This window comes from Longispora urticae, assembly GCF_053902585.1.
The window spans coordinates 25,392-51,165 of the sequence record NZ_JAQZSH010000041.1 but is presented as its reverse complement, the minus strand read 5'-3'; the positions used below and the strand labels follow the sequence as shown (position 1 = coordinate 51,165).

General features: G+C 73.0%; 26 protein-coding genes. 12 read left to right on the top strand and 14 right to left on the bottom strand.

Annotated features, from left to right (window positions below; translation table 11 throughout):
• Positions 1-14: 14 nt before the first annotated feature.
• Positions 15-2,363, bottom strand: a complete 2,349-nt coding sequence (locus PT931_RS27915; protein ID WP_456248683.1) for a lamin tail domain-containing protein — start codon at positions 2,361-2,363, stop codon at positions 15-17.
• A gap of 312 nt (positions 2,364-2,675) precedes the next feature.
• On the opposite strand from PT931_RS27915, the gene PT931_RS27910 reads away from it, so the two are divergent.
• Positions 2,676-3,146, top strand: a complete 471-nt coding sequence (locus tag PT931_RS27910; protein ID WP_456248682.1) for an OsmC family protein — start codon at positions 2,676-2,678, stop codon at positions 3,144-3,146.
• Between the two features lie 106 nt (positions 3,147-3,252).
• The gene (locus PT931_RS27905; protein WP_456248681.1) at positions 3,253-5,127 is read left to right on the top strand and encodes an FAD-dependent monooxygenase; all 1,875 of its coding nucleotides are present in this window, start codon (positions 3,253-3,255) and stop codon (positions 5,125-5,127) included.
• 134 nt (positions 5,128-5,261) lie between these two features.
• Here the strand turns inward: PT931_RS27905 and PT931_RS27900 are convergent, their stop codons facing one another.
• The 3 genes from PT931_RS27900 to PT931_RS27890 all read right to left on the bottom strand — a co-directional run bounded on the left by PT931_RS27900 (position 5,262) and on the right by PT931_RS27890 (position 7,615).
• The gene (locus tag PT931_RS27900; RefSeq protein ID WP_456248680.1) at positions 5,262-5,804 is read right to left on the bottom strand and encodes an AAA family ATPase; all 543 of its coding nucleotides are present in this window, start codon (positions 5,802-5,804) and stop codon (positions 5,262-5,264) included.
• 62 nt (positions 5,805-5,866) lie between these two features.
• Positions 5,867-6,232: a hypothetical protein gene (locus PT931_RS27895; RefSeq protein WP_456248679.1), complete on the bottom strand. Its 366-nt coding sequence runs from the start codon at positions 6,230-6,232 to the stop codon at positions 5,867-5,869.
• 21 nt (positions 6,233-6,253) lie between these two features.
• The gene (locus PT931_RS27890) at positions 6,254-7,615 is read right to left on the bottom strand and encodes a hypothetical protein (protein WP_456248678.1); all 1,362 of its coding nucleotides are present in this window, start codon (positions 7,613-7,615) and stop codon (positions 6,254-6,256) included.
• A 242-nt stretch (positions 7,616-7,857) separates the two neighbouring features.
• Here PT931_RS27890 and PT931_RS27885 point away from each other — a divergent pair, with 242 nt between their 5' ends.
• The 3 genes from PT931_RS27885 (at position 7,858) to PT931_RS27875 (ending at position 9,216) form a co-directional block, all read left to right on the top strand.
• Positions 7,858-8,190 carry a hypothetical protein gene (locus PT931_RS27885; protein WP_456248677.1) on the top strand — a complete coding sequence of 111 codons (333 nt, stop codon included), beginning with the start codon at positions 7,858-7,860 and terminating at the stop codon, positions 8,188-8,190.
• 94 nt (positions 8,191-8,284) lie between these two features.
• The gene (locus PT931_RS27880) at positions 8,285-8,563 is read left to right on the top strand and encodes a hypothetical protein (RefSeq protein WP_456248676.1); all 279 of its coding nucleotides are present in this window, start codon (positions 8,285-8,287) and stop codon (positions 8,561-8,563) included.
• An 80-nt stretch (positions 8,564-8,643) separates the two neighbouring features.
• Complete coding sequence (locus PT931_RS27875; RefSeq protein WP_456248675.1) at positions 8,644-9,216, top strand: hypothetical protein; 573 nt, start codon at positions 8,644-8,646, stop codon at positions 9,214-9,216.
• A gap of 44 nt (positions 9,217-9,260) precedes the next feature.
• Here the strand turns inward: PT931_RS27875 and PT931_RS27870 are convergent, their stop codons facing one another.
• The 5 genes from PT931_RS27870 to PT931_RS27850 form a co-directional block, all read right to left on the bottom strand.
• Positions 9,261-10,898, bottom strand: coding sequence for an ABC-F family ATP-binding cassette domain-containing protein (locus PT931_RS27870; protein ID WP_456248674.1), 1,638 nt, complete (start codon positions 10,896-10,898; stop codon positions 9,261-9,263).
• Positions 10,899-10,980: 82 nt separating this feature from the next.
• Positions 10,981-11,553 carry a hypothetical protein gene (locus PT931_RS27865; RefSeq protein WP_456248673.1) on the bottom strand — a complete coding sequence of 191 codons (573 nt, stop codon included), beginning with the start codon at positions 11,551-11,553 and terminating at the stop codon, positions 10,981-10,983.
• Between the two features lie 64 nt (positions 11,554-11,617).
• On the bottom strand, positions 11,618-12,202 hold the full coding sequence (locus PT931_RS27860) for a hypothetical protein (protein WP_456248672.1): 585 nt from the start codon (positions 12,200-12,202) through the stop codon (positions 11,618-11,620).
• 212 nt (positions 12,203-12,414) lie between these two features.
• Positions 12,415-13,401: an LLM class flavin-dependent oxidoreductase gene (locus tag PT931_RS27855; RefSeq protein WP_456248671.1), complete on the bottom strand. Its 987-nt coding sequence runs from the start codon at positions 13,399-13,401 to the stop codon at positions 12,415-12,417.
• A gap of 109 nt (positions 13,402-13,510) precedes the next feature.
• Positions 13,511-13,861, bottom strand: a complete 351-nt coding sequence (locus PT931_RS27850; protein ID WP_456248670.1) for a MazG-like family protein — start codon at positions 13,859-13,861, stop codon at positions 13,511-13,513.
• A 47-nt stretch (positions 13,862-13,908) separates the two neighbouring features.
• Between PT931_RS27850 and PT931_RS27845 the strand changes: the two genes are divergently transcribed.
• The 4 genes from PT931_RS27845 (at position 13,909) to PT931_RS27830 (ending at position 18,890) form a co-directional block, all read left to right on the top strand.
• Positions 13,909-16,410 carry an ABC transporter permease gene (locus PT931_RS27845; RefSeq protein ID WP_456248669.1) on the top strand — a complete coding sequence of 834 codons (2,502 nt, stop codon included), beginning with the start codon at positions 13,909-13,911 and terminating at the stop codon, positions 16,408-16,410.
• Positions 16,411-16,487: 77 nt separating this feature from the next.
• A complete protein-coding gene (locus tag PT931_RS27840) occupies positions 16,488-17,327 on the top strand; it encodes a siderophore-interacting protein (RefSeq protein WP_456248668.1) in 840 nt (279 codons plus the stop codon).
• A 175-nt stretch (positions 17,328-17,502) separates the two neighbouring features.
• Positions 17,503-17,859, top strand: a complete 357-nt coding sequence (locus PT931_RS27835; protein ID WP_363723797.1) for a DoxX family protein — start codon at positions 17,503-17,505, stop codon at positions 17,857-17,859.
• A 491-nt stretch (positions 17,860-18,350) separates the two neighbouring features.
• Positions 18,351-18,890: a hypothetical protein gene (locus tag PT931_RS27830; protein WP_456248667.1), complete on the top strand. Its 540-nt coding sequence runs from the start codon at positions 18,351-18,353 to the stop codon at positions 18,888-18,890.
• Between the two features lie 90 nt (positions 18,891-18,980).
• Here PT931_RS27830 and PT931_RS27825 read toward each other — a convergent pair whose 3' ends face one another.
• The 4 genes from PT931_RS27825 to PT931_RS27810 form a co-directional block, all read right to left on the bottom strand.
• Positions 18,981-20,039 carry an endonuclease NucS domain-containing protein gene (locus PT931_RS27825; RefSeq protein WP_456248666.1) on the bottom strand — a complete coding sequence of 353 codons (1,059 nt, stop codon included), beginning with the start codon at positions 20,037-20,039 and terminating at the stop codon, positions 18,981-18,983.
• Positions 20,040-20,256: 217 nt separating this feature from the next.
• Positions 20,257-20,886, bottom strand: a complete 630-nt coding sequence (locus PT931_RS27820) for a hypothetical protein (RefSeq protein ID WP_456248665.1) — start codon at positions 20,884-20,886, stop codon at positions 20,257-20,259.
• 87 nt (positions 20,887-20,973) lie between these two features.
• Positions 20,974-21,705 carry a hypothetical protein gene (locus PT931_RS27815; RefSeq protein WP_456248664.1) on the bottom strand — a complete coding sequence of 244 codons (732 nt, stop codon included), beginning with the start codon at positions 21,703-21,705 and terminating at the stop codon, positions 20,974-20,976.
• Complete coding sequence (locus PT931_RS27810; RefSeq protein WP_456248663.1) at positions 21,705-22,250, bottom strand: SigE family RNA polymerase sigma factor; 546 nt, start codon at positions 22,248-22,250, stop codon at positions 21,705-21,707. The genes PT931_RS27815 and PT931_RS27810 overlap by 1 nt, the downstream gene beginning before the upstream one ends.
• A gap of 143 nt (positions 22,251-22,393) precedes the next feature.
• Between PT931_RS27810 and idi the strand changes: the two genes are divergently transcribed.
• The gene (idi, locus tag PT931_RS27805) at positions 22,394-22,912 is read left to right on the top strand and encodes an isopentenyl-diphosphate Delta-isomerase (RefSeq protein ID WP_456248991.1); all 519 of its coding nucleotides are present in this window, start codon (positions 22,394-22,396) and stop codon (positions 22,910-22,912) included.
• A gap of 88 nt (positions 22,913-23,000) precedes the next feature.
• Here the strand turns inward: idi and PT931_RS27800 are convergent, their stop codons facing one another.
• Complete coding sequence (locus PT931_RS27800) at positions 23,001-23,714, bottom strand: PIG-L deacetylase family protein (protein ID WP_456248662.1); 714 nt, start codon at positions 23,712-23,714, stop codon at positions 23,001-23,003.
• A 287-nt stretch (positions 23,715-24,001) separates the two neighbouring features.
• Between PT931_RS27800 and PT931_RS27795 the strand changes: the two genes are divergently transcribed.
• Together PT931_RS27795 and dtd are read left to right on the top strand one after the other, a co-directional pair.
• Positions 24,002-25,039: a prenyltransferase gene (locus tag PT931_RS27795; protein WP_456248661.1), complete on the top strand. Its 1,038-nt coding sequence runs from the start codon at positions 24,002-24,004 to the stop codon at positions 25,037-25,039.
• A gap of 176 nt (positions 25,040-25,215) precedes the next feature.
• Positions 25,216-25,653 carry a D-aminoacyl-tRNA deacylase gene (gene dtd, locus PT931_RS27790; protein WP_456248990.1) on the top strand — a complete coding sequence of 146 codons (438 nt, stop codon included), beginning with the start codon at positions 25,216-25,218 and terminating at the stop codon, positions 25,651-25,653.
• Positions 25,654-25,774: the final 121 nt, after the last annotated feature.

Below are 25,774 nucleotides of genomic sequence, written 5' to 3'. Positions count from 1 at the left end.
CCTCTCGTGGGGTGTTACGGCTGCGGGGTCGCGAGCCGGATCACCTGCGGGTCGTGGTCGGACGCCTGGTCCGCGAACTCGCTGTTGATGTGCACGATGTCGTAGTCCTCGCCGGCCAGGTACAGCGGCCGGGACACCAGGATGTGGTCGAGGACCTGCGAGTTGCCGTCGAACACGTAGGTGTAGCTCTGCCGCGCGGTCACCTTCTGCGGCAGGTCCACCAGGAACCCGTCGCCGACCAGGATGTTCGTGGTCTGGGAGAACGCGAAGTCGTTGATGTCGCCGAGGACGACGACGTTGGCCTTGGCGTCGATGGCGCGAACGCTGTCGACGAACGCCCGCACCGCCGTGGCCTGGCCGTGCCGCTGGGTCTCCGAGGAGCGGGTCGGCGGCTGGAACCGGCCGAACAGCGGCTGGTCGCCACCCTTCGAGTTGAAGTGGTTGGCCACCACGAAGTACGTCTTCCCGCGGTACGCGAACTCGCCCGCGAGGGGCTTGCGGGACGCGCTCCACACGGTGTTCGCCGGGTCGATCCGGCCCGGGGACACGGTCAGCGCCGCGCCGCCCGCCGCACCGGCGGTCACGCCGACCGGGGTGGTCGCGTCGCCGCCCGGCCGGTCCACGAAGGACAGACCCTTGTCGGTGCGGAACAGGAAGCCGGTGCGGATGTTGCCGCCGGGCTGGCCGCCGTCGGCGTTGTTCACCGGGTCGATGGACCGGTAGCTGTACGCCGGGCCGCCGGCCGCCGTGATCGCGGCGATCAGCTTCTGCCAGGTCAGGCTCGCCGAGACGGTGCCGTCGCTGGTCGCGCCGGAGTTGTCCTGGATCTCCTCGATGGCGAGGATGTCCGGGGCGGCCAGGTTGACCACGATGCCCTGCGCCAGCCGGTCGAACTTGGCCTGCGGGTCGCCCGGGGCCAGGTTCTCCACGTTGTACGTCGCGATGGCCAGCTCGTCGGCGGTCGCGGCCCGGGTCACCTCGCGCTGCAGGTCACCGGGGATCACCACGGGGGTGGCGGTGACGAGGAGCTTGAAGTTGCCGAACGAGTAGTCCAGTACGCCGTCGACGTTGCCCTTGAGCGTGTCGCAGACGTTCACGGCCGGTACCGGGGCGAGCAGGTCGTCGATGATGACCCGGTCGGTGTTCGGGTGGTCGTAGGAGTCGTACCGCACGCCGTTGCGCTCGGTGCGCGGGTCGTCGGAGCCGACCGCCTCGACCGCGATCTCGCCGTTGGAGGTCGTCGGGCCGACCGCCTTCGGGTTGACCAGCCGCAGCCGCATGCCCTCCAGGGCCTCGTAGAAGTCGAGCGCGTTGGTGGCCGGGTCGAACGCCGCGGAGGTCTCGACGTCGCCCGGGTTGTCGGCGCGCATCGCGGTCGGGGCGAGGATGCCGCCCCGGCCGATCAGCACCGGCTCGGGCAGGGCCACACCCTGGGCCGTGACGGTGATCTTCGGGCTGGTCAGCTCGGTGGTGCTGAGGTTCGTGGCCGTGTTGCCGGGCCGGAACTCGGTGACCTTGCCGGTCACGTCGACCGCGTCGCCCACCACGACGGAGGGGGCCGCGCTCGTGAAGACGAAGACGCCCTCGCTGGTGGCGGGGTCCGCGTCGGGGGCGGTGTCCTGGATCCAGAACCCGTTGGCGGCCACGGCGGTGACGACCCCGGCCGTGATGACGACCTTGCCGGCCAGCGCGGACTTGTGGGTCCGGCCCTGGATGTCGTGCACCCGGGCGGCCGTGGGGTCCGGGATCGGCGGGACGCCGCCGCTGCCCGGGGTGGGCGCGCCGGCCACGAAGTCCGTGCCGTTGTTGTCGGTGTCCGCGCCCTGGCGGAGCGCCGCGGTGGTGTTGGACAGGGCCGGGGTCGCGCCCGCGCCCTCGAAGTCGTTGGCGGTGCCGTAGCCGACGAAGTCGCGCACGCCGGCCGCCGCGTGGCAGACCGCGCCGCAGGTCAGCGCCGTACCGTTGGTCACCAGGGCGACCTTGCCGGCGGTCGCGCTCATCGCGATGGTGCCGGTCGCGTTCGGGGTCGGCAGCGGGGTGGTGCCGCCCGCGCCCTGCGCCTCGGCGACCAGGTAGCTCGCGCCCGGGGCGATGGTGCCGGTCAGCGGGGTGCGCGCCCAGGAGGTGCCGGCCGCCGACGCGTACTGCACGCTCCAGCCGTCGACGCTCACGGGGGCGGTGCCCCGGTTGGTCAGCTCGATGTAGTCGGTCGTGTAGGTGGCGCCGGAGTTGCCGCCGCCGCCGTACACCTGACTGATCACGACGTCCGGCGACACGGCGAGGGCCGGTTCGGCGGACAGGACCGTGGCGGCGATCGCGGTGGCGGCCGCGCCGGCCAGAATGCGGCCATAGGAAATAGTCACCGGCACTGTCTACCAAACTACAAGTCCTCCGTCACCTCGCAGTAGGTGACGGAGAAACGACTGTGCGGTGGCCAATCAGGACTTCGGCGTGAACTTTGTCCATCTTGTTGGGACATATGCGCGCCAAGGAACGGGCCGGACGGGGGCTTGACGGACTCGCCGGTAACTGTGGGAAATTCTCGTCGCGGGGAATCGTCGGGCGCGCCGCCACCGGCCCCGGCGAGCCGGCCGCCGGGCTCTCCCCGGACCAGCACCCGGGCCCACCGCGACCGCTCCCCGCGTCCTCCCGGGCCGACACCGGAGAATGGGGACATGACAGCCACCCACACCTACGACGTGACGGTCACCTGGAGCGGCGACCGGGGCACCGGCACCAGCGGCTACCGGGCCTACGACAGGGCCCACGAGGTCGACGCCCCCGGCCGGCAGCGGATCGCGGGCAGCTCCGACCCATCGTTCCGGGGCGACCCGTCCCGGTGGAACCCGGAACAGCTGCTGGTCGCGTCCCTGTCACAGTGCCACCTGCTGTGGTACCTGCACGTGTGCGCGGCGGCGGGCGTCGTCGTGACCGGCTACACCGACGACGCGCTGGGCACGATGGCGGAGACGGCGGACGGCGGCGGCCACTTCACGGAGGTGCTGCTGCGGCCCCGGGTGACCGTCGCCGAGCCCGGGATGGTGGCGACGGCCGTGGCCCTGCACGCCGACGCGCACGCGAAATGCTTCATCGCCAACTCGGTGAACTTCCCGGTCCACCACGCCCCGACGGTGACCACCCCCTGAACCCGCCATCCGAGTACCGATGCTCCGATGTGGACTGTTCCCGAACGCGCCCGCCCACCCCTCCCGGAAGCTAGAGTAAAACGGGATATGGGACGCGGGAGGGCACATGGGTGACATTCTCGTCGTGGGGGCCGGGCCGACCGGGCTGACCATGGCCGCCGAGCTGGCCCGGCACGGGGCGTCCGTCCGGATCGTCGACCGGCTGCCCGTCCCGGCCACCACGTCCCGGGCGCTGATCGTGCAGCCGCGCACCCTGGAACTGTTCGACGACATGGGGATCGTGGACGCGGCCCTGGCGGCGGGCACCCGGGCGGAGAGCCTCAACGTCGTCTTCGACCGGCGGCGGCGGATCCGGGTGGACGTGTCCGGGCTGTTGACGGAACCGGAGACGACGACGGCGTACCCGTGGCTGTTCAGCCTGTCCCAGCACGAGACGGAGCGCGTGCTCACCGCGCACCTGGCGACGCTGGGCATCGGGGTCGAGCGCGGGGTGACCGTGACCGGGCTGGACCAGGACACCGACGGGGTCACCGTGCGTTTCGAGGGGCCGGGTGAGCCGGACGGCACCGGGGCCTCGTGGGGCGCGGGTCCGGACGGCGGGGCCGCGTGGGGCGCGGGGCCCGGAGGCGGGGCGGCCTGGGGCACGGGCCCGGCGGTCGGCGGAACCGCGTGGGGCGGCCTGGCGGAGGCCGGAGAGGGCCGGCACGGCGGGGTGTCGACGCCGCTGGGGCCTGAGGACAGCGAGCCGGCGGGCGGCGGGACCCGGGAGTGGAGCGAGCGGTTCGACTGGGTGGTGGGGTGCGACGGGGCGCGGAGCGCGGTACGGGCGGCGGTCGGGATGCCGTTCGACGGGGCCACGTACGCGGAGGAGTTCATCATGGCCGACGCGCGGCTCGACTGGGAACTGCCCGACGGCGACCTGTACGTGTTCCCGTCCCGGTCCGGGTTCCTGGCCGCGTTCGCGATGCCCGGCGCGGGCCGGTTCCGCATCTTCGGCAACGTCGGCACCCGCGAGACCGCCCCGTCCGGCGGGGAGGCCCCCCGGAGCCCCGGGCCGTCCGCGACTGGTCCGGCACGGGCCGCCGGCCCCGAGGACCACAGCGCGGCCGGGTCGGGGGCGACCGCTCCCGGGGCGGCGGACTACTCCGAGCCGACGCGCGCCGAGTTCCAGGCGATGCTGGACGAGCGGTTGCCGTTGCCGGCCCGGGTGGTGGAGGAATACTGGGTGAGCAGGTACCGGCTGCACCGGCGCGGCGTGCCCCGGTACCGGGACGGGCGCGTCTTCCTGGTCGGGGACGCCGCCCACGTGCACAGTCCGGCCGGGGCCCAGGGGATGAACACGGGGATCCAGGACGCGTACAACCTGGCGTGGAAGTTGGCGCGGGCGGCGCGGGGGCCTGCGCCGGAGCAGCTCCTCGACAGCTACCACGCGGAACGGCATCCCGTCGGGCAGCGGCTGCTGCGGACCACGGACCGGATGTTCTCCGTCATCTCCGGGCAGGGGACGGTGGCGCGGTTCGCGCGCGGGCACGTCGCGCCGGTGCTGGCCGGGCGGGTGCTCGGGCGGGAGTCGGTGCGGCGGTGGCTGATCGGGACGTTCGCGCAGCTGCGGATCGCGTACCCGGACAGCCCGTTGAACGCGCGGGACGGGGGTGGCGGTGACGGGCCGGCGCCCGGGGACCGGGCCCGGGAGGCCCCACTGGGGGCCGGGCGGGTGTACGACGTGCTGCGCGGTACCCAGCACACGGTCTTGCTGTTCGGGGCGCCCACCGAGTGGGGCGGGCTGGCCGAGCGGGTGGAACTGGAATATCCGGGGCGGGTGGTCGCGCGGGTGATCGGGCCGGAGGAGACCGCCGCCTGGGCCGCCTACGGGGTGAGCGGGTCGGGGGTGTTCGTGGTGCGGCCGGACAAGTACATCGCGTACCGGGCGACCCCGACCGACGCCGGCCTGTTGCTGGCCGACCTGGCGGGTCGGTTGTAGCCCGGCCGGCGGTCGGCCACAGGACGCGGGCTGCGGGCGTGCGGCTGCGGCTGCGGCTGCGGCTGCGGCTGCCAGGGGCTACTTGAGCGCGGACGCCGTCGCCGCGCGGACCGGCGACGCTGCCGACTCCCGTGTCAGCGCCCCAGGCCCTGCCGCACGGCCCGGGCCACCGCCGTAATGTCCACCGGGCCACTCGTGTCCACAGGGACGACCGGGGTCAGGGCGAGCGGTGCGGCCTCGGCGGCCCAGCGGGGCCAGTCGGTGGCCAGGCGGTGGCCGTCCTGGTGGACCGGGTGTCTTTCCCTTGTCGCGCAACGGATTCGCGCCGTTTCCGTCGGGACCTCACACCAGATCTCCACCGCCGAGATCGCGCCTGTGGTGGCCAGGCCTTCGCGGGCGTGTTCCAGGTCGCGGGGGCGGAACCACCAGGAATCGACGAGTACCGTGCCGGGGTGGCGCGCGGCGAGCCCCCATACCGCGCCCATCGCGACGGCTCCCAGGATGGGACCGGTCACCGTGACGCCCGAAGTGGACGCTGGCGCCACGGCATCGGCCAGGGCCTCCTTCAGCCGGTCCTTGGACAGCGCGAGCGCGCCGAGTTCGACGGCCAGCAGCGCGGCCAGGGTGCTCTTGCCCGCCCCGGGCACCCCGTTGACGAGAACGATGTCACGTGCCATCCGAGCACACTGTCATACGTGTACCCCTCGCCGTGGCCCCACGCCCACCAGCCACCGCCCGCTTACTGTCGCGGCTCCCGCTCGATGCGCTCGAAGATATCGGCGTCCGTCTCCCGCTGCCACTTCGGCAGCTCGTCCCAGTCGGCGACATAGGCGGGCTTCGGGTCCGGGAAGTGTTTGAAGATCTGCCCGATCCAGCACAGCGCGACGAAGCGACTCTTCTGGTCCCGGGTGAGCTTGGCTGTCTTTCCGTCCGTCGCCTCGATGAACGCGCTCACCTGGTCGTAGACGGCCGCTGCGCTCTCGCGCTCCCACTCCGGGGTCTCCTCCCACGGCGTGACATAGCCAGGCTTGGGCTCGCCAGGAAAGTACTTCCCGACACCGGCGATCCATGCCTCACGGAAGACTCGTCCTCGTTCGACCGGCAACGTCTCGTTCCTCCATGCTCGTCAGACGACTGTTCCGAAGAATGCGCGCGCTTGGGCACGGAAACCGCTGACCTGGTCGACGTTTTCGTACCCCGTGAGGCGGCGGTCGAGGTCGCGGACGGCTTCGGTGCACCGGCTGGAGTCGACCTGGCGGGCGAGCTGGAGCACGCGATTGGCCTTGGCCGCGGCGGATTCGACCTGGCCTCGGTGGAGGTCTCCGATGGCCAGGGCGGCGTGGCTGAGAGCTCCTCGGCGGGCGCGGCCCTGGCGTTTGGCCTCTGCTGCGGATTCTCCGGCGAATCGGTCGATCTGGTCGGGCTGGTCCAGGTCCCGGAACGTGTGGGCGGCTTCCCCGAACAGGTACGCCTTGTCGATGAAGCGGGCCCACTCGGGTTCGTTGGCGTGGTCGACGCTGCCGAAGGTCTGCTCCGCGCGCACCACAGCCTGAGAGGCCGCTCTGACATCGCCAAGGGAGGCGTGGGCTCGGCCTTCGAGGATCTGGAGGTCCGCCAGGCACGCCGGGGAGTCGTCGGCGGTGATGCCGCGCTGTCCAGCTCGTGCGAGCGAGAGGGCTTCGCGCGGGTGCCCCAGGAGGTTCGCCTGGTCGGACATGCCGGCGAGCACGTGGGCGCCGAGGACGACGTTCCCGGAGGCCTCTGCCAGGCGCAGCGACTGGATCAGGTAGCGCTGGGCCAGGCCGTGCTGGCCGTTGTCGTAGGCCATCCACCCGAGAAGGTAGGTCTGCTCCGCGGCTGCCTCGTAGAGGGCCTGCTGGACCTCGGGTGTGTGGGTCTCGTTGACCAGCGGCATGACGTTGGCATTGACGTAGGCGACCAGTGCGCCCCGGGCGGATCCGCCGCCGCGCATGACGTCCATCTCCTGGAAGTGGCGGAACGTGTCGCGGATGTGGTCGACCTCGGTCATGCCGATGTGGCGCACCGACCGCTGCTGGGTCCCGGCGTCGAACGTCGACAGCAGCCAGTCACGGCTGGCCGGGCCCAGGGCGGCCAGGATGAACGGTGCGGCGAGGACGCTCCTGCGCTTCATCTCCGCCCTGCCCAGATCCATGACCGTCTTGACGGCGGAGGACGTGTCGTGCGAGTACTCCAAGGAGGTGCTGAGCAGGTCATCCGCATCGACCATCCCGCAGTCACCAGCCGACACCCTGCGGCCCAGCTTCTCACTGAGAGCCTGGGCGATGAGCGCCGGTACCGGGTGACGCGGACACTGGCCCTTCTTGATCCAACGATCCACCGACGCGTGGTCGTAGTTGGTGCTCCTGCCGAAATGGTCGCCCAGGACGTTCACCCGGCGGGCCAGTCCTGCCCAGGACCAGCCAGCCTCCAGGATCAGGTTCGCGAGTAGGTTGTTCGGCTCGCTCACGCTCAACCTCCCAAGTCGGATCGTCTAGCACCGTACCCCGAAAGTTTCGGTGCCGATATGCCGTATACGCCCGCACACACTTCACACGACCATTCACACGTTTCCGGTCTGTCGAATCGTCGCTTTGATTGGTACATGGCCCGGGGCGAGCGCTGGGCAACGGTTGGATCAGTCCCTTCCCTACTGGTCCGTTCGCCCCGCCCGTCCCGGGCCTCCCATGTAGATCACAGGAGGACGACCGAATGAGCGTTCAACCCGATTCTCCGGAGTATCCGAGCGAGGTCCCACGGCTCTTCGGGCTGTATCGCGAGGAGGACCCGTCCGGGGTTTCGGGGACTGGCCTGGTGGCCTGGGGCGTCCAGTTCTGGGACGGCATGACCGTGACCCGCTGGCGCGGGAACCTGACCGGGGTCAGTCAGGTCTCCATCTGGGAATCCTTGGATCAGGTCCTCAGAATCCACGGGCACGACGGCAGGACCCGGGCGGTGTTCTGCGACGACGAACAGGGATCACTCATGCTGGGAGCGATTCTGTTGGTGGGCGGGTTTCACGAGAGGTTCGGGACCGATGTCTGAGCCCGAGCCGGTCTGGCGGATGGTCGCTCCCCCGACCTGGGGCGAACGGCCTACCCGGATCGCCGTGAGCCGGTCACAGGCAGCGGAGCACTTCGTGTTCATGATCGATGTCGAACGGCGGTATCTGCTGCTGAGCGAGATGGAGGCCTGGGCGGTGTGGGCCGTGATGACCGAGGCCGTCCACTCGATCGGTGACCCGCCGGCCTGGGCGGTGGACACCGCGACCGGAGCGACGTCGACCCTTGTCACGACCATGGGCGGTGAACGGCGAAACCCCGATGGCGGCTCGACCACCACTCTCGACATCCGTGGCCCGGGCTATCCGACCTGGGAAACGAGGCCGGGCACCGTGCGCCCACCAGTACCCGGATGAGGGGTCACAGGGGTTGGGTGTCTGGGAGCCGTCGGCGGGACGGGCAGCGGGGTGGCCGGTTCCGGTGCGACCCTGGACGGGTGGCGACAACGGGGAAGAAAACGAAGGAGCCGCCGAGCCTGGCCATGGTGGTGGTCCAGGTGCTGTTGTGCGTAGCCGGAATCGCCGTGCTCGGTGGGCTCATCGCCCGAGAGCGGGGGATCGAGGCGGATCTCGCGGAGCGGGGGGCGATCACCGACGCGACGGTCGTCGCCGTGAGTCGCGGCAAGTCCAGGACCGTCACCGTGGACGTCGGTCCGCCGGTCGACCGGAGGGTGCGGCTCCGGGAGTCCGCGAGTCGACTGGAGGTCGGCGACCAGCTGCGGGTGCGCTACGACTCGGCGAACCACAATCATGTCGAGGACGCCAGACTGGCCCCGGGGCGCAGTCCCGGGTTCGAGCTGATGCTGTGGCTGGCCGCCTTCGCGGCCCTGGCCACCGGCGTGGGCATCGTCGTGGGACACCTCCGGCGGCTGCACCCCGCCCCCGCGCCGGATCGGGCCGCCCTCGACCGGGACAAGGACCTGGCTGTCCTGGAGTGGCGGCGGCGGCACGGGAAGGTGGGCGCGGAAGAGTACGCCGAGCAGCGGGAGCGGTTGCTGGGCGAGGGGTGACCGTTTCGGACGGAGGCTCCGGGCGGCGGGCGCACAAGTACCCGTCAGAGGGTTGTGACCTTGCCGTCCGTGACCGAGATGCGGCGGTTGACCTCGACGACGTCGAGCATGCGGCGGTCGTGGGTGACCAGGAGCAGCGTGCCCGGGTAGGTGGACAGGGCCGACTCCAGTTGCTCGATCGCCGGCAGGTCGAGGTGGTTGGTGGGCTCGTCCAGGACCAGGAGGTTCACGCCCGACGCCTGGAGCAGGGCCAACGCGGCGCGGGTGCGTTCCCCCGGTGAGAGGGTGGCCGCCGGGCGGGTGACGTGCGCGGCCTTCAGGCCGAACTTCGCCAGGAGGGTACGGATGTCCGCCGGCGCCAGGTCCGGTACCACCGCGGAGAACGCGTCGATCAGCGGCTCGCCGCCGAGGAACAGTCCCCGGGCCTGGTCGACCTCGCCGACGATCACGCCCGGGCCGAGCGCGGCCGAGCCGGCGTCGAGGGGCAGCCGGCCGAGGAGGGCCGCGAGCAGCGTGGACTTGCCCGAACCGTTCGCCCCGGTGATGGCGACCCGGTCCGCCCAGTCGATCTGGAGGTCCACGGGGCCGAGGGTGAAGTCGCCGCGGTGGGCGACCGCGCCGCGCAGGGTGGCCACGACCGCGCCCGACCGGGGGGCCGCGGCGATCTCCATCCGGAGTTCCCACTCCTTGCGGGGCTCGTCGACCACGTCGAGGCGTTCGATGGCGCGCTGGGTCTGGCGGGCCTTCGCGGCCTGCTTCTCGGAGGACTCGGCGCGCAGCTTCTTGCCGATCTTGTCGTTGTCGGTCGCCTTGCGGCGGGCGTTGCGGACGCCCTGGTCCATCCAGTTGCGCTGCATCTGGGCGCGGCCCTGGAGACCTTCGAGCTTGTCGGCGTACTCCTCGAACTCCTCGCGGGCGTGCCTCCTGGCCACCTCGCGCTCTTCGAGGTACGCGCCGTAGCCGCCGCCGTACTGGCGGATCTGCTGCTGGGCCAGGTCGAGTTCCAGCACGCTGTTGACCGTGCGGGACAGGAACTCACGGTCGTGGCTGACCAGCACGGTGCCGGCGCGCAGGCCGGTGACGAAGCGTTCCAGGCGGTCCAGGCCGTCGAGGTCCAGGTCGTTCGTGGGCTCGTCGAGCAGGAAGATGTCGTACCGGCTGAGCAGCAGCGACGCGAGCCCCGCCCGGGCCGCCTGGCCGCCGGAGAGGCTGGTCATGGCCTGGTCGAGGTCCACGGCCAGGCCCAGGTCGGCGGCCACCTCGCCGGCCCGTTCGTCGAGGTCCGCGCCGCCCAGGGCGAGCCAGCGGTCCAGGGCGTCGGAGTACTCGTCGTCGGACCCGGGCGCGTCGTCGGCGAGGGCCTCGGCGGCGGCGTCCATCGCGGCCTGGGCCGCCGACACGCCCGTGCGGCGGGCCAGGAACTCCCGGACGCTCTCCCCCGGGCGGCGGTCCGGCTCCTGGGGCAGGTGACCGACGAGCGCGCTGGCCGGGCTGAGGCGGATCGCGCCACCCTCCGGGGGTTCGAGGCCGGCCAGGAGGCGGAGCAGGGTGGACTTGCCCGCGCCGTTGACGCCGACGAGTCCGACGACGTCACCGGGGGCGACGACGAGTTCCAGGCCGGAGAACAGCAGGCGGTCGCCGTGGCCGGCGGACAGGTCCTGGGCGATCAGTGTGGCGCTCACGGAAATCGACCCTACCGGGCCGGCCGGGGCGGGATCGGGCGGTCGGCCCTGGCCGGCCCCGCGTTCCCGCCACCGGGCACGGTCAGGGCACGGGGTCCGGGCTCACCAGCTGCGGGAGCTCCGTGTCGCGGGGTGTCCACGGCGGTTGTTCGTCCGTGAGTGTGTCGCCCTCGATGACCAGCTCCCGGCGTGCCTCATTGTAGAACCGCTCCCGGGCCTCAATCGCCTCCGACATGGTCCTGTTCCACTCGGCGGCGTCAACGTCGATGCCGCAGGCGATCTGTTCCAGCCGCCACACGTGCCGGTGCCATACCCGGGCGGCCTTTCCTGTCGCCGGTCCCGCGAGGAGGAGCATCGTCTCCCACCGGAGGCTGCGCTCCTCCTCCAGGTTCCCGAGATCCCGGAGGCCCTCGTCCAGCGGCATCGGCTGGGCGCTCAGGCTGATGCCACGGCCGGCGGCCACCTGCATCGTCGTGTAGATCATCTTCTTGACGATGTCCGCGTACGCCGTATATGCGTCGACACGCCGTTCGTCCCACCTGCCCGGCTTCCCCGGTCGGCGCCGTGCCCTCGCGGCGACGAGGGTCGACGTGACGCCGACCGCGACACCGACGAGCACCGGGACGAGCAGGTTTCCCTGGCGGAGCTGCTTCATAGTGCTTCCTCCCGTGGATGGGTGTTCGCGCCCCGCCCTGGTCCGCCCCTGACGGGCGGCGCCGTCAGGACGTGACCGCGTGGGGGGCCGGGCTGGGCAGTTGGGGGTGTTCGGTGTGTCGTGGCGTCCACGGCGGTTGCTCGCCGGCCAGCGTGTGACCCTGGATGGAGAGTTCGCGGCGGGCCTCGTTGTAGAAGCGCTCCCGGGCCGCGACCGCCCCTGCCATGGTGCGGTGCCACTGTTCGATGTCGAACTGCCTGGCGCACGCCAACTGTTCGAGGCGCCACACGTACCGGTGCCAGACTCGGGCCGACTCGCCGGTCGCGGAGCCGGCCAGCAACAGGAGGGCCTCCCACCGAAGGCTGCGCTCCCGTTCAAGGAAGCGGAGGTCCAGAAGGCCCTCGTCCAGCGGCATGGGGTGGGCGTCGAGGTCGGCGCCACGACCTGCCGCCACCTGCATCGCCGTGTAGATCATCCTTTTGACGACATCGGCGTACGCCGTGTAGGAGTCGACGCGCCGCTCGTCCCACCGGGTCGTCTGTCCGCGCCGCCACCGGGTGCGCTCGGCCAGGCTCGTGGCCACATAGGTTCCGGCGGCGCCGATCGAGACACCGATGAGAGCGGGAAGCTGTTCGAGGAAACCGGCCACTCTCCGACCCCTTCATGACGGGGACAGCCACGTATGTCTATGTTTACATGTCGACGGAGGGGGCGCCCGTCGTTGACGTGTGTCGGACACCGACGATCTGGGGCACGGACGGCCTTCCGGCCACGGATGAGGCCGGCCTCACCTCCGGCCGAGGACGGCCATCAGGCGCTGGGGCGAGACTCGGGTAGGGGCGGCCGGAGTGTCGAGCCAGGCTACCGAAGGACCTTGCCCGCGATCAGTTCGAACGACCGCGCCCGGTCCTCGATGTCGTACACGAACGCGGTGAGCATCAGCTCGTCCGCGCCGGTGCGCGCCACCAGCTCCCCCAGCTGCCGCTCCACGGTCTCCGGCGACCCGAGGGCCTGCCCGACGCGCCGGTCGGCGACGAACTGCCGCTCCATGGGCGTGAACGGGTACGCCGCCGCCTCGTCCGGGGACACCAGCGGTTCCGGGCGGCCCTGGCGGAGCTTGAGGAACGACAGGGAGCTGGGGCCGGCCAGCCACTCGGCGCGCTCGTCGGTGTCGGCGCAGATCGCGCTGACGGCGACCATGGCGTACGGCTCGGCGAGCCACTGGGAGGGCTGGAAGTGCCGCCGGTACAGCTCCAGGGCGGGTTCGGTGTTCTGGGCGCTGAAGTGGTGTGCGAAGGAGAACGGCAGGCCGAGCATGCCGGCGAGCTGGGCGCTGAAGCCGCTGGAGCCGAGGAGCCAGATCGCGGGCATGTCGCCCCGGCCGGGGGTGGCGACGATGCGTTCCTGGCCGGTGAAGTACCCGATCAGGGAGGCCAGTTCCTGGGGGAAGTCCTCGGCGGACAGGCCGTCGGCGGTGCGGCGCAGGGCGAGCGCGGTGCCCTGGTCGGTGCCGGGGGCGCGGCCGATGCCGAGGTCGACCCGGCCGGGGTGCAGCGCCTCGAGGGTGCCGAACTGTTCGGCGACGACGAGGGGGGCGTGGTTGGGCAGCATGACGCCGCCGGAACCGACCCGGATGGTGGAGGTGTGGGCGGCGATGTGCGCGAGGAGCACGGCCGGGGAGGAGCTGGCGATGGCCGGCATGTTGTGGTGCTCGGCGACCCAGAACCGCTGGTAGCCGAGGGCCTCGGTGCGGCGGGCCAGTTCGGTGGTGTTGCGCAGGGCCTCGCCGGGGGTGGTGCCGGCGGCGACGGGCGCGAGGTCGAGGACTGACAGGGGTACGTCGATCACACTGTGCGGCAACTCCCCGGCCGCCCGGTTTGTTCCTCCGGAGTGGCCGGCGCCACACCCGCGTCGGCCCCGCTCCCGCCACCGGGCGCCCACGCGAGCCGCGATCGGTTCAGCCCCCGCCCGGGACCGCTCCGGGCCGCGCGCCCGCTTCCGCGTCGAGCCGTGCCCCCACCTTCGCCACGCACTCCCCCAGCACCTCCCCCGGGTCGAACCCGAGGCTGCCGATCGCAACGAGCGCCGTCAGGGCCACGTCGGCGAGTTCGTCGGCCACGTCCCGCCGGGTGTGCGTGACCCCTTTGCGGGGGTTCTGGCCGATGGTCCCGATCCACGCGCCGGCCGCCTCGCCGGCCTCCTCGGTGACCTTGAGGATCCGCAGGGTGAGTTCGGCCTGGTCGGTGCCGTTGTGCTCGTCGAGCCAGGCGACGGAGCGGGCGACGCCGCGCCGGAGGGTGTCGTCCATCCGCCCACCGTAGTGTCGAATCGCCGAACGCCGGGCACACTGGTGCGATGCTGCGTGTCGCACTCGCCGGCCTGCGCGCGCACACCGCGCGGCTGCTCCTGACCGCCTGCGCGATCATGGTCGGGGTCAGCTTCCTGGCCGGTTCCCTGGTCTACGGCGACACCGCCCGGGCCGCGTTCTACGACGACCTGGCCCGGTCGGCGCGCAATGTCGACGTGATGGTCCGGCCGTTCTCGGGGCTGCTGGACCCGTCGGTGGCCGAGCGGGTGCGGGCCGTGCCGGGGGTCGGGGCGGTGGACCCCCGGGTGGTGGGCGCGCTCGGGGTGCTCGACCGGGACGGCCGGCTGCTGACCCGCGACGGGCACGTCGGCTACGGTCTCTCACTGCCCGGCGATCCGTCGTTGCGCCGGTTCGACCTGGCCCGGGGCCGGCTGCCGTCCGCGCCCGGGGAGATCGCGCTGGACCGGCAGACGGTCGAGGAGCAGAAGTTCCAGGTCGACACCCTTCTGGGGGTACTGGACCGGCAGGGCGCCCGGCACGACCTCACCCTCGTCGGGGTCCTCGACCTCGGGGTGAACCGGCAGTTCAACGGGTCGGCCGTGGCGGCGCTGACCCCGGGTGACCTGACGGCGTTGACGGGCACGACGCGGTACACGGAGATCGCGGTGGCCGCCGCGCCCGGTGCGGATCCGGCGGAGGTGCGGGCCGCGGTGGCCGCCGCGTCGGGGGCCCGGGCGCTGCCGGCGTCGCAGGTGCGCGCGGAGCTGGCGTGGCGGGCGGGCAAGTACGTGGACGGGTTCCTGCGGGTGCTGGTCGCGTTCGGGCTGGTGGCGCTGACCGTGTCGGGGTTCGTCATCTACAACACGTTCGCGATGCTCGCCGCCCAGCGCGGCCGGGAGCTGGCCCTGCTGCGGTGCGTGGGCGCGTCCCGGCTCCAGGTGTTCGGCATGGTGCTGGCCGAGGCCTCCGTACTCGGCGTGCTGGCCTCCCTGGGCGGGCTGGCCCTGAGCCTGCTGGTCGGCTGGGGGCTGCTGGTGTCGCGGGAGTTCGTCGGCGCGCAGATCCCGAGCCATCCGCTGGTGGTGGGCGCGCCGACCGTGGCGGTGGCCGTCGGGTTCGGCACGCTGCTGGCGCTGGCCGGGGCGCTGGTGCCCGCGTTCGGGGCGAGCCGGGTGCCGCCGTTGACGGCGATGCGGAAGGTGGCGGCCCTGGAGGCGCGGGGCCGGCCCCGTACGGTCCGGCTGGTGGCCGCCGGCACGCTCGGGGCGGTCGGGTTCGGGTCCGGGGCGCTGGGCATCGCCGGCGGGTTCGACGGGCTGCCGCTGGTACTCGGCGGGGCGATGGTGGTCTTCCTCGGGTTCGCGGCGGCGGCTCCGTTGCTGGTGGGCCGGCTGGTAGCGGCGGTCGGGTGGCTGCCGGGCCGGCTGTTCGGGGCGCCGGTGCGGCTGGCGGCCGTCAACGCCCGGCGCAACCCGCGGCGCACGGCCGCGACGACCACGGCGCTGATGATCGGCGTGACGCTGATGTCGCTGTTCAGCGTGCTGCTGGCCACGGCGCGGGTGCAGTCCGGGGCGGAGCTGCGGGAGAACTTCCGGGTCGACTTCCGGGTGGCGCCGGCCGCCCCGGTCGGGGTGGCCTCGGAGCGCAGCAGGGTCCGGGCGGTGGTGCCCGCCGAGGTGGTGGGCGCGCTGCGGACGCATCCGGAGTTCGAGGTCGTGGCGCCGGTGCGGACCGCGCCGCTCAGCGGGGGCCGGGCGGTCTGGGCGGTGGCCCCGGACGGGCTGGTCGGCTCGATCCGCCCCGAGGTGACCGACGGGGACCTGACCGCGCTCGGGCCGGGCACCGTGGCCCTGGGCCGCGACCAGGGCCGGCGGCTCGGCGACCAGGTGACCCTCGGCACGCTGGGCCCGCTGACCGTCGTCGCCCTGTACGACGACGCGCCCGTGGCCGGCGGGGTCCTGGTGTCCTGGGACCAGTTCGCGGCGTCCTACGGGGCCGGGGATCCGCATCTGGTGCTGGTGACGACCGCTGCCGGGAGTACCCCGCTGGAGGCTCGTCAGGTTGTCGACGAAGTGGTGCGGGCGTACCCGTTGTTGCAGGTCACCGGGGAGGCCGACCAGGCGGACGCGCTCGCCGGGTCCCTCGACCAGCTGCTGGGGATCTTCGCGGCGCTGCTGGGCATGTCGGTGCTGATCGCCGTGTTCGGGATCGGCAACACCCTGGCGCTGTCGGTGCTGGAGCGCACGGCCGAGTCGGCGACCCTGCGCGCGCTGGGCCTGTCCCGCCGGCAGCTGCGCGCGATGTTGCTGGCCGAGGCGGCCCTGATGGGCGCGGTGGGCGCGGTGTCCGGCGCGGTGTTCGGCGGGGCCGTCGGCTGGGCGGCGGGGCTAGGCTTGATCAACGCCTACGGTCACGGATTGCCGACCGTGCCGTTAGACCAGTTGGCGCTGTTCACGGTGGTCGCCACGGGGGCGGCGATGATCGCGGCGGTGCTGCCGGCCCGGCGCGCCGCCCGGGCGTCGATCGTGGCGGCGGTGTCCCAACCGTGACCTGGCGGCCGGTGACGATCGCGGAACTGTGACTTAGGTTAGCCTAAGACTTTGAGGAACCCAGGGGGCGTACAGGCATGGCAGAGCGTAAGAGACCACAGCCCAGGCGCGCGATCGTGCTGCGCACCGAGCGGATCACCCCGCACATGATCCGGGTGACCCTCGGCGGGGAGGGCCTCGCGGACTTCCCCGCCGGCGCGTACACCGACCACTACGTGAAGATCCTCTTCGCGGCGGACGGCGGCGCGCTGCCCGAGCCGTTCGACCTGGAGGCGCTGCGCGCGTCCCTGCCGCGCGAGGAGTGGCCCCGGACCCGGACGTACACGGTGCGCAGCTGGAACCCGACCGCCCAGGAACTGGCGATCGACTTCGTGCACCACGGCGACGAGGGCCTCGCCGGCCCGTGGGCGGCCCGCGCCCAGCCCGGGGACGTGCTGTACTTCTCCGGCCCCGGCGGCGGCTACACCCCCGACCCGGCGGCCGACTGGCACCTGCTCGTCGGCGACGAGAGCGCCCTGCCCGCCATCGCGGCCGGCGTCCAGCGGCTGCCCGTCGGCGCGACGGCCCACGTGTTCGTGGAGGTCGCCGACGCCGAGGAGGAGCAGAAGCTCGACACGTACGGCGCGGCGGAGATCCGCTGGGTGCACCGGGGCGACCGGCCGATCGGCGAGGCGCTGCTGGAGGCCGTCAAGGGCCTGGAGTTCCCGGCCGGCACGGTGCACGCGTTCGTGCACGGCGAGGCGACGTTCGTGAAGGACCTGCGCCGCGAGCTGTTCATCGAGCGGGGCGTGCCCCGGGCGGGCCAGTCCATCTCGGGGTACTGGCGGCGCGGCGCCGACGAGGACGGCTGGCAGTCGTCGAAGTCGGAGTGGAACCGGCAGGTCGAGGAGGACGAGGCGAAGGCCGCGTCCGCCTGACCCCGGAGGGGACTCCACCCGGCCCGGGACGCGCGGGGGCGCGGGGCTGCTTCCCGGCCGCGCCGCCCGGCGTACCCGTCGCGATCTGATCTTGGTTGTGACGCCTGTCACCGCGCGTCACGATCCGGGGGGCCACCTCGTCCATGGGGAACACCTCCACGGAAAAGGGAAGCCCATGAACACCGCCTACGTCACGGTCACCATCGTCGCCGCGTTCCTCACCGGCGGGGCGGCCGTCACCTACCTGATCGGCCACGAGTACCCGAAGACCCAGGCCGACATGAAGGGCATCCCCCGGTCCTTCGTGCCGGTGCTGGGCCTGCTCCTGGCCGCGGGCACCGTGGGGCTGCTGGCCGGGTTCGCCGTGCCCCTGCTGGGCACCCTCGCCGCCGCCGGCCTCGTGCTGTACTTCGTCGGCGCGCTCACCGCCCACCTGCGGGTCGGGTCCCGCCAGCTCGTCGGGCCGGCCGTGTTCTTCGCCGTCATGGTGGCCGCCCTGGTCCTGAACGTGCGGCACCACGGCCTCGGCTGACGACCCGGCCGTCGCGCCGCACCAGCGCCGGGTGCTCCGCCAGGAAGAGCGTGCCCGGCCGCGCCGCCCGGTCCACGGACCAGGTCCTGGCGGCGCCCCCGAGCCGGCCCGCCGCGCAGTCCCCGACCGTGCCGACCTCCACCTTGTGGGTGGAATCCGATGCCCAGGTGGTCGGAAAACGGACAGGCCAGCCGGCGAACCCCGCCGGCGGCTCCCGGGCCGGCAACGCGTCGAGAGGCCGGCGGCCGCCCCGTCCGCCCCGTCCACGCGCGGGGTCGGCCGGCGGCCCCGCGGCCGCGGTCGTCGTCGGATCCGAGCACGTCGGAGCCCGAACCGAGCCGGGCCGCGGCTGCCGCGACCCGGGCGGCCGGCGGGCCGGCAACGGCCCCTCGGCATGGTGGCGGAAGTCCCGGGCGAGCGCGGTCCCAGTGGTCCCGGACTCGATTCCGCGGCCGGCGGCGCACTGGACATACCGGGTTACCGTGGAGCGCGTGACGGGGATCGGTTTCGACGCGGACATCCGGCGGTGGCGGGCCACCGGGTGGGTGGTCGGCGGCGTCGGGCTCGGCGCGCTCGGCGGCGTCGCGCTGGCCGCCTGGCTCGAATCGGTGCCCGCGCTGTGCGTGCTGCTGCTCGTCGCGGGCATCTGCGGCGTCTCGCTGGCGAGCATGGCCTCCACGATCGCCCGGCCGCCCCGGCTGACCGTCGACGAGGGCGGGCTGACCATGGCGGCGGCCCAGCACGAGACCCGGCTGCTGTGGGGTCAGATCGAGCAGGTCCGGATCATCGACCGGCAGCTGCCCCCGGGGTTCAAGGGCCGGCCGGTCACCGGCAGGGGCTGGCTGGTGGTGTGGCTGGTGCCGGGGGTGCCCGTGCCGACCCCGCACACCTACCTGCCGGTGTGGCAGCCCACGCTGGCCGGCGTGCGGTTCTGTGACCTGGCACTCCTGGCGGCACCCGAGGCGGAGGTCGCCGCGGCCGTCCGGCAGCATGCGGGCGAGCGCTTCGATCCTGCGAGGGCGCCCCGTTGAGCTCCCACGCACCGCGGTACGGCTGAGGGGACGGGCCGCGGTGCGTGGGTTCACCACAGAACAGCCGGGTACGTGGAGACGTCTCGCCGGCTAGCCCTCGAGCCCGAAGTACTCGATCAGCTTGTCCAGCGTGAAGCGGTTACGCAGCTTGCAGGCGGAGTTCTGGTTGGCGAACATGCCCTTCGCCCGCAGCGCCCCGGCTTTGTCCCGGACCGCGATCCAATCGACCGTCACCACGAACTCCTGCTGGTCCGGACCATCGCCGTGGTGGTAGCGCCCGTGGAGTTCGAGATCCGCGAGCTTGCGCTCGACTCCGTCGACCGTGACGACGGCGTCGTCGAACGCCTGCGGCTCCCCCGTGACCGTGGCCACCGCGATATAGCCCACCTTCGGGATGTAGACGAAGATCCGCGCGCCGACCGGCAGCAACCGCAGCGTCCGGGAGAACCAGGTCCCACCGCCGGCGGAGACGAAACCGTACCGACGGGCGTCCTCCCAGGAGCGCGAGCCAGAGTCGTCGCCGAACGACACGTACCAATCATGTCCGTTCCATGGCTCTTTCGTGCCTTTACGGCGTGAACCGGTGTCCGTGGGCGCCGACTCCGGCAGCAGCCACGTCCGGGCCAGGTAGGACCGGCCGTCATCCGTGAAATACCGGAACAGGGCCACGTTGATCGGAATGTCGAACCCGGCCAGGTAGCCCAGGATCCGCTCCGTCGCCGCATCCGTGTCGCTGGCGACGATCGTCAAGCGGTGTGAGGCGTTGAGCTCCTCGGGGGGCGCCACGCCGAGCCGGTCCTCGAACGCCTGCTCGAACGGCACGTCCGGGCAGTAGGCCTTGAAGAGATCGAGAACATCCTGGTGACCGAGCTCCCGCACCCAGGAGCCGTAGTCCAGCACCTGCGCCACAACCTCGCGGGGAGTCTTGTCACGCTTCAACTCCAGCAGGTGCAGAGCACCCTCGCCGTCGACGGCGAGCAGATCCAGCGGACCCCCTGTGGTCTGCACCTGGCGTCCGATCATCAGCAATGGAATCCCCAGGATGGTGGGATCCGCCTCGATCAGGTCCTCCAGCCCCTTCTCGCGGGGGTGTCCCGCTGGGGTCAGCCGGACCGGGTCGCCGTCCACCCGCCACAACGCGATCTCCATGGGCACTGCGTGACTCCCCACACCGGACGGAAGAAGTGCTCCCGTCACCCTACAGAGCCAAGGGACCCGACGATCCCCGGACGCACCACGGCCCGCCAGCTGAGGAGGCGGCGGGCCGTGGCGCATGGGTCGGGTCCAGGTGTCACGTGGGAGGCGACGGACCCGTCCCAGGTCGGAGGGAGCTCAGAGCTCCCCGTTCAGGGGTGGGGTACCAGCTCTAGAGGGAAGCGGCCAGCGCCGACACCAGGGGCGTGAGCTGGTCCACCCCCGGGGCGGGCAGGGTGGTCGGCAGGCCCTCGACCCCCGGCACCCCGGTGACCTTCGCGCCCGCCGTGAACGCCACCCCGTCCGCCCGGACGAGGCGCACGACGCCCCCCGCCTCGGTCGGCACGGTGTTGATGTCCGGCGCGCCCGGGGTCGCCACGACCGTCAGGACGACCTCGGCCACGCCGGCCCGGGCCAGCAGCCCGGTCACGGTGAGCTTGTCCGCGTCGCAGGCGGCCGTGACCTGGGCACCCGGGAAGCGGTCCTTCAGCGCGGCGGTGGCCTTCTCGGCGGCCGCCCCGCAGTTCCACGTCTTCGGCAGGCCGGTCGGCAGCGGCGGGACCGCCGTCGGTACGGCCGTGGGCAGCGCCGTGGGCAGGGCGGTCGGGAGCGCGGTCGGGAGGGTGGTGGGGACCGGCAGTTCGGGGGTGCTCGGCAGGGTGGCGGGGACCTTCGCCGAGGTGGGCACGATGTCCATGGCGTTCGCCGTCACGGCGACCCCACCGGCCAGTGCCACGGCCACGGCGCCCATCAGGACCCCGCGCGAAAGCCAGCCCCGACCTGCGACCTTGTCGTTGTTCACAGCGTTCCCTTCGTTACTTTTCTCGACCCTTCACCACATAGGTGCGGGGCGACGGGAGGAACGGTTGCCCGGAAGTACCAGAAGAATCTAGATTTTTCCGGCGAGTGCCAGGGCGACCCCGCGGAGCTGCTCCGGAGTGGACACCGGGACCGGCCCGCTCCACAGGCCCTCCACCTGAGTGGACACCGCGATGACCGTGCCGTCCGGGCGGCCCAGCCGGACCTCCGGCGCCGCCGCGCCCCACACCCCGAGCGGCCCGAGCGCGGTGTCCTCGCACCGCACCGACTGCCCGGCCACGCACGCCACGCCCTTGCGCACCTCGACCGTGATCGTGACCTTCGTGGGCCCGCTGCGGCCGGTCGTCGCCACCACCTTCAGGATGCCGTTGGCGCAGGTCACCACGGCCTCGGTGCCCCCGGCGTGCTGGGCGAGCACCGCCGTGGCCGCCTTCCCCGCCGCCGCGCAGTCCCAGGCGGGCGGGGCCGTGGTCCGGGCCGGGGTGGGCCTGTTCGTCGGCGGGGTGGCGGTGGCGCGGGCACTCGGGGCGGCGGAGGTCTCCGGGGCGCCCGAGGACCAGGGGGTGGCGACCACGGCGACCGGTGCGGGCTCGTCGGGGGCGAACCCGCCGGTCAGCGCGTACGCCGTCGCCCCGGCCCCGCCGACCGCCACCGTCGCCGCGAGCCCGGCCAGGAACGCGCGCAGTCCGAACCGCCGGCGATCCGCCCGCTGCCGGCCGGCCGCGTACAGCTCCGCCGCGACCAGCCGCGACGGCGGGGCCGGGGACGAGCCGACCTCGTTGAGCAGCCTCTCGACGTTCATCAGATCGCCTCCCAGGTCGGTCGGGTGTTCACCAGGTCACGGACGCCGCCGAGGGCGACCCGCAACGTGGCCAGGCCCTTGGCGGTCTGCGACTTCACGGTCCCCTGCGAGACCCGGAGCACCTCGGCCGTCTCGGCGACGTCGAGGCCCTCGTAGTACCGGCAGACCAGGACGGCGCGTTGTCGCCTGGGCACGCTGCGTAGTGCTTCCACGACGGCCATCCGGGTGGCCACCGCGTCCCCGCCGTCGTCCACCGGCGGCGGCTCGGGCGGCGCGGCGGCCGTGAACTCCCGTCGCCGCCACGCCCGGCCGGTGTCCGCGATGTACGCGCGCACCAGGCACGTGCGGACGAACGCGTCCAGGGCCTGCCGGTCGCGTACCGTGTGCCAGCCCGCCGCGAGCCGGACGAACGCCTGCTGGGCCAGGTCGTCCGCCCGGTGCCAGTCGCCGCACAGCACGTAGGCCGTGCGGCGTACGACGTCGCGGCGCGCCGTGAAGTACGCGGTGAAGCCTTCCAGTCCGTCGCTGTCCGCCAGCGCTCTCACCTCCCCCACCGGTGTAGGTGCCTCGCGGGCGCCTCATGCGTTGCCCGGGTGTCGGATATTTCTCAGCGGTCCTTCGGCGGGTCGATCTGGTGGGGAAGGATAGCCTTTGGGCCCTACTTCAGCCGCGAGGAGCCCCCGTGATCATGGTCGAACTCGTCGACGAGACCGGCACCCCGACCGGGCAGGCCGAGAAGCTCGCCGCGCACGTCGCCCCGGGGCGCCTGCACCGCGCGTTCTCCGTCTTCCTGTTCGACGCCGACGGCCGGATGCTGCTCCAGCGCCGGGCCGACGGGAAGTACCACTCGCCGGGGGTGCTGTCCAACGCCTGCTGCGGGCACCCGCTGATCGGGGAGGAGCCGGTGGTGGCCGCCGCCCGGCGGACCCGGGAGGAGCTGGGGTTCGATCCCGCCCTGAGCCCCGCCGGGACCGTGGTCTACCACCTGGAGCTGGCCGCCGGCATGACCGAGCGCGAGTTCAACCACCTGTTCGTCGGGCGGATCGACGGGGCGTGCGCGCCGGACCCGGCGGAGGTGTCGGAGGTGCGGTTCGTGACCCCGGCCGAGCTGGGCGCGCTCGGGCCCGAGGCGTTGTCGCAGTGGTTCCCGGTGGTGTGGGAGGCGGCCCGGGGCGCGCTGCCGGCGGACCTGGCCGGCTGGCGCTGAAACCCGAGATCAACTGCTTGTGACGGTTACGAGTCGGGGACCGGCCCGGGTTCCGGAGGGCTTCGGGGCCGTGGCCGGTCGCTGTCCCCTAGAACTCGATGAGCTCGAACGAGGTGGACGGCACCCCGCCGAACCGTTCGCCCGTGCGCTGCGCCATCCCGCGCAGGAAGCCGTCCGCGTCGGCCAGCGGGGAGTCGGCCAGCCCGCGCAGGTACGCGGCGTGGGCGCGCAGCGAGGCGACCGCCACGTCCAGGGTCGCGGAGATGTCCACGGCGTGCCGCGCCTCGGGCGAGCCCGCGACCAGCACCGTCCGCACCCCGCCCCACGCCGGCCCCGCCTCCGGGAAGATCCACTCGTTGCCGGCGTCGCCGACCGCGTCCAGCACCGCCTCGCCGACGTTGCGGTGGTCCGGGGAGTTCCGGTTCCCGAACGGCCAGGACGCGCGGTGGTTCAGGGTGATCAGCACCTCGGGGCGGTGCCGGCGGATCGCGGCGGTGATGTCCCGGCGCAGCGGCACCCCGTACTCGATGACGCCGTCCGGGTGGTCCAGGAACTCGACCGTGTCCACGCCCACCAGGCGCGCGGAGGCGACCTGCTCCTCGCTGCGCAGCGGGGCGCACTCCGCCGGGGGCAGCCCCGCGATGCCGGCCTCGCCCCGGCTGACCATGACGTAGCCGACCCACTTGCCCTGGGCGGTCCAGCGGGCGACGGCCCCGGCGGCCCCGTACTCCAGGTCGTCGGGGTGGGCCACGATGCCCAGGGCACGGGTCCAGTCCTCGGGGACGGGCGTCAGGTCGGTCATCGGGTCCTCCCACCGGTCGGGTACCTCTCCGGGAAGCATAGGCCGCCGGCCCGTGTCCGGCGGGGCGTTGCCGGGTCCGGGCGGGCGGGGCCCGGAGATGCCCCAGCGCCTCCCCGTTGGTCCTGAGTGGACGGTGTGCGCCGCGCGGCGTACCCCTCTGGGCTGGTCTGACGCTCTTGTGGGGTGGAGCCGACACCCGTTGTGCCGCTATCTGACCCTTCGGCCCGCTCGGGCCCTTGATGGGAGGAGCTACCCTTTCGGCCAGGTACGGGGGAAGGGGAACGTCCATGTCCGACAGTGTCGTCACGCGCGCCGACCGGGTGCGCGGCTTCGTCCGCCTCGCCCGGCTGAAGTTCCTGCTGTACAACGTCCTCCCGGTCGGCCTCGGCGCGGCCGTCGCGGTGGGCACCGGCCACCCCCTGGACCTGCGGTGGTACGCGGTCGCCCAGGTCTTCGCCTGGGTGGTGCACCTGATGACCCACTACTGCAACGAGTACTTCGACCTGGAGGCCGACCGGGCCAACGTCTACTACACCCCGTGGACGGGCGGCAGCCGCGCCCTCGTCGACGGCCTGGTGGACCCGCTGACCTCGCTCGGCGCGTCGTTCCTGCTGTGGACGGCCGCCGTGTTCCTGGTCGCGGCGATGCCGACCTGGCCGGCCCGGGTGCTCGGCGCGACCACCGTGGCCCTGGCCTGGTTCTACACCGCTCCCCCGCTGCGGTTCAACTACCGGGCCCTGGGCGAGGTGACCGTCGCGGTCATCCTCAACGGACTGTGGCCGGCGGTCGCGGCGGTCCTGATCGCGGGCACGGTGCCGTGGACGCTGCTGGCGATCCTGGCCCCGACCGCCCTGTTGCAGGCGGTCCGGATGATGGTGATGAACCTGGGCGACCGGGTGTCCGACGCCTCGGTCGGCAAGCGGACCGTCCCGGTCATCATCGGGCACGACCGGTCCGTGGCGGTGATCTGCGCGGCCCAGGTCGTGGCGTACGCGGGGCTGACGGCGTTCGCGATGGCCGGCTGGGTGCCGTGGCTGGTGTGGCTCGCGATGGTCGCCACGACCCCGCTGTCCGCGCTGCTCGTGCTCCGGCTCCGGCGCGGCGACATGCGGGAGGTCGTGGCCGCGCGGATGACCCCGGTGGTGTTCCTGGCCTCCAACCACGTGTCGCTCATCGTGGGGGCGGCCCTGGCCGGGGTGCTGGCCGACCTCGTGGTCCGCGACGGGTACGGGCGGGACGTGGCGGTGCTGTCCGGCGTCCTGGCGGCGTACGCGGCCCTGTTCGCGCACCGGATGTGGCTGGCCCGCCGGGCGTCCCGCCGGTGACCCCCGCTCCCACCCCGACGCACGGCCGGGCCTGACGGCTGGCGCCCCGCCCCGACCACCCCCACCCCACCGCACAGCCGGCCCAGGGGCTGGCGCGCCGCCCCCGCCCCGCCCGGCCCCGGCCGCACCCCGGCCGGCATGCTGATCCCGGTACCCATCTGATGGAGGTTCTCGGGATGCGGGTCGTGGTGCAGACGGTCGGACGGGCCAGCGTGACCGTGGACGGGGAGGTCGTCGGCGCGGTCGCGGACGGCCTGCTGGTGCTGGTCGGCGTGACCCACACGGACACCGCCGCCGACGCGGACCGGCTGGCCCGCAAGGTCTGGGAGCTGCGGATCCTCGACGGCGAGCGGTCGGCCTCGGACCTGGGCGCGCCGGTCCTCGTCGTCAGCCAGTTCACGCTGTACGCCGACACCCGCCGGGGCCGGCGGCCCAGCTGGTCGGCCGCCGCGCCCGGCGCGGTCGCCGAACCGCTGGTGGCGGCGTTCGCGGCGGCGTTGCGGGCCCGGGGCGCGACGGTGGCGACGGGGAGGTTCGGGGCGGACATGCTGGTGGAGAGCGTCAACGTCGGCCCGCAGACCCTGATCCTGGACTCGGACGCGCTTCCCGGCTGACGCCGGGGCACGAGCCGCCCGGCGCACGGGAACGACGCCGGCCGGCGGGCCACGGGTCCCCTGCACTACCCCGGTTGGGTCACTGCCTGTATTGGGCGCGACGTCCCCGTCGCACAGGCTG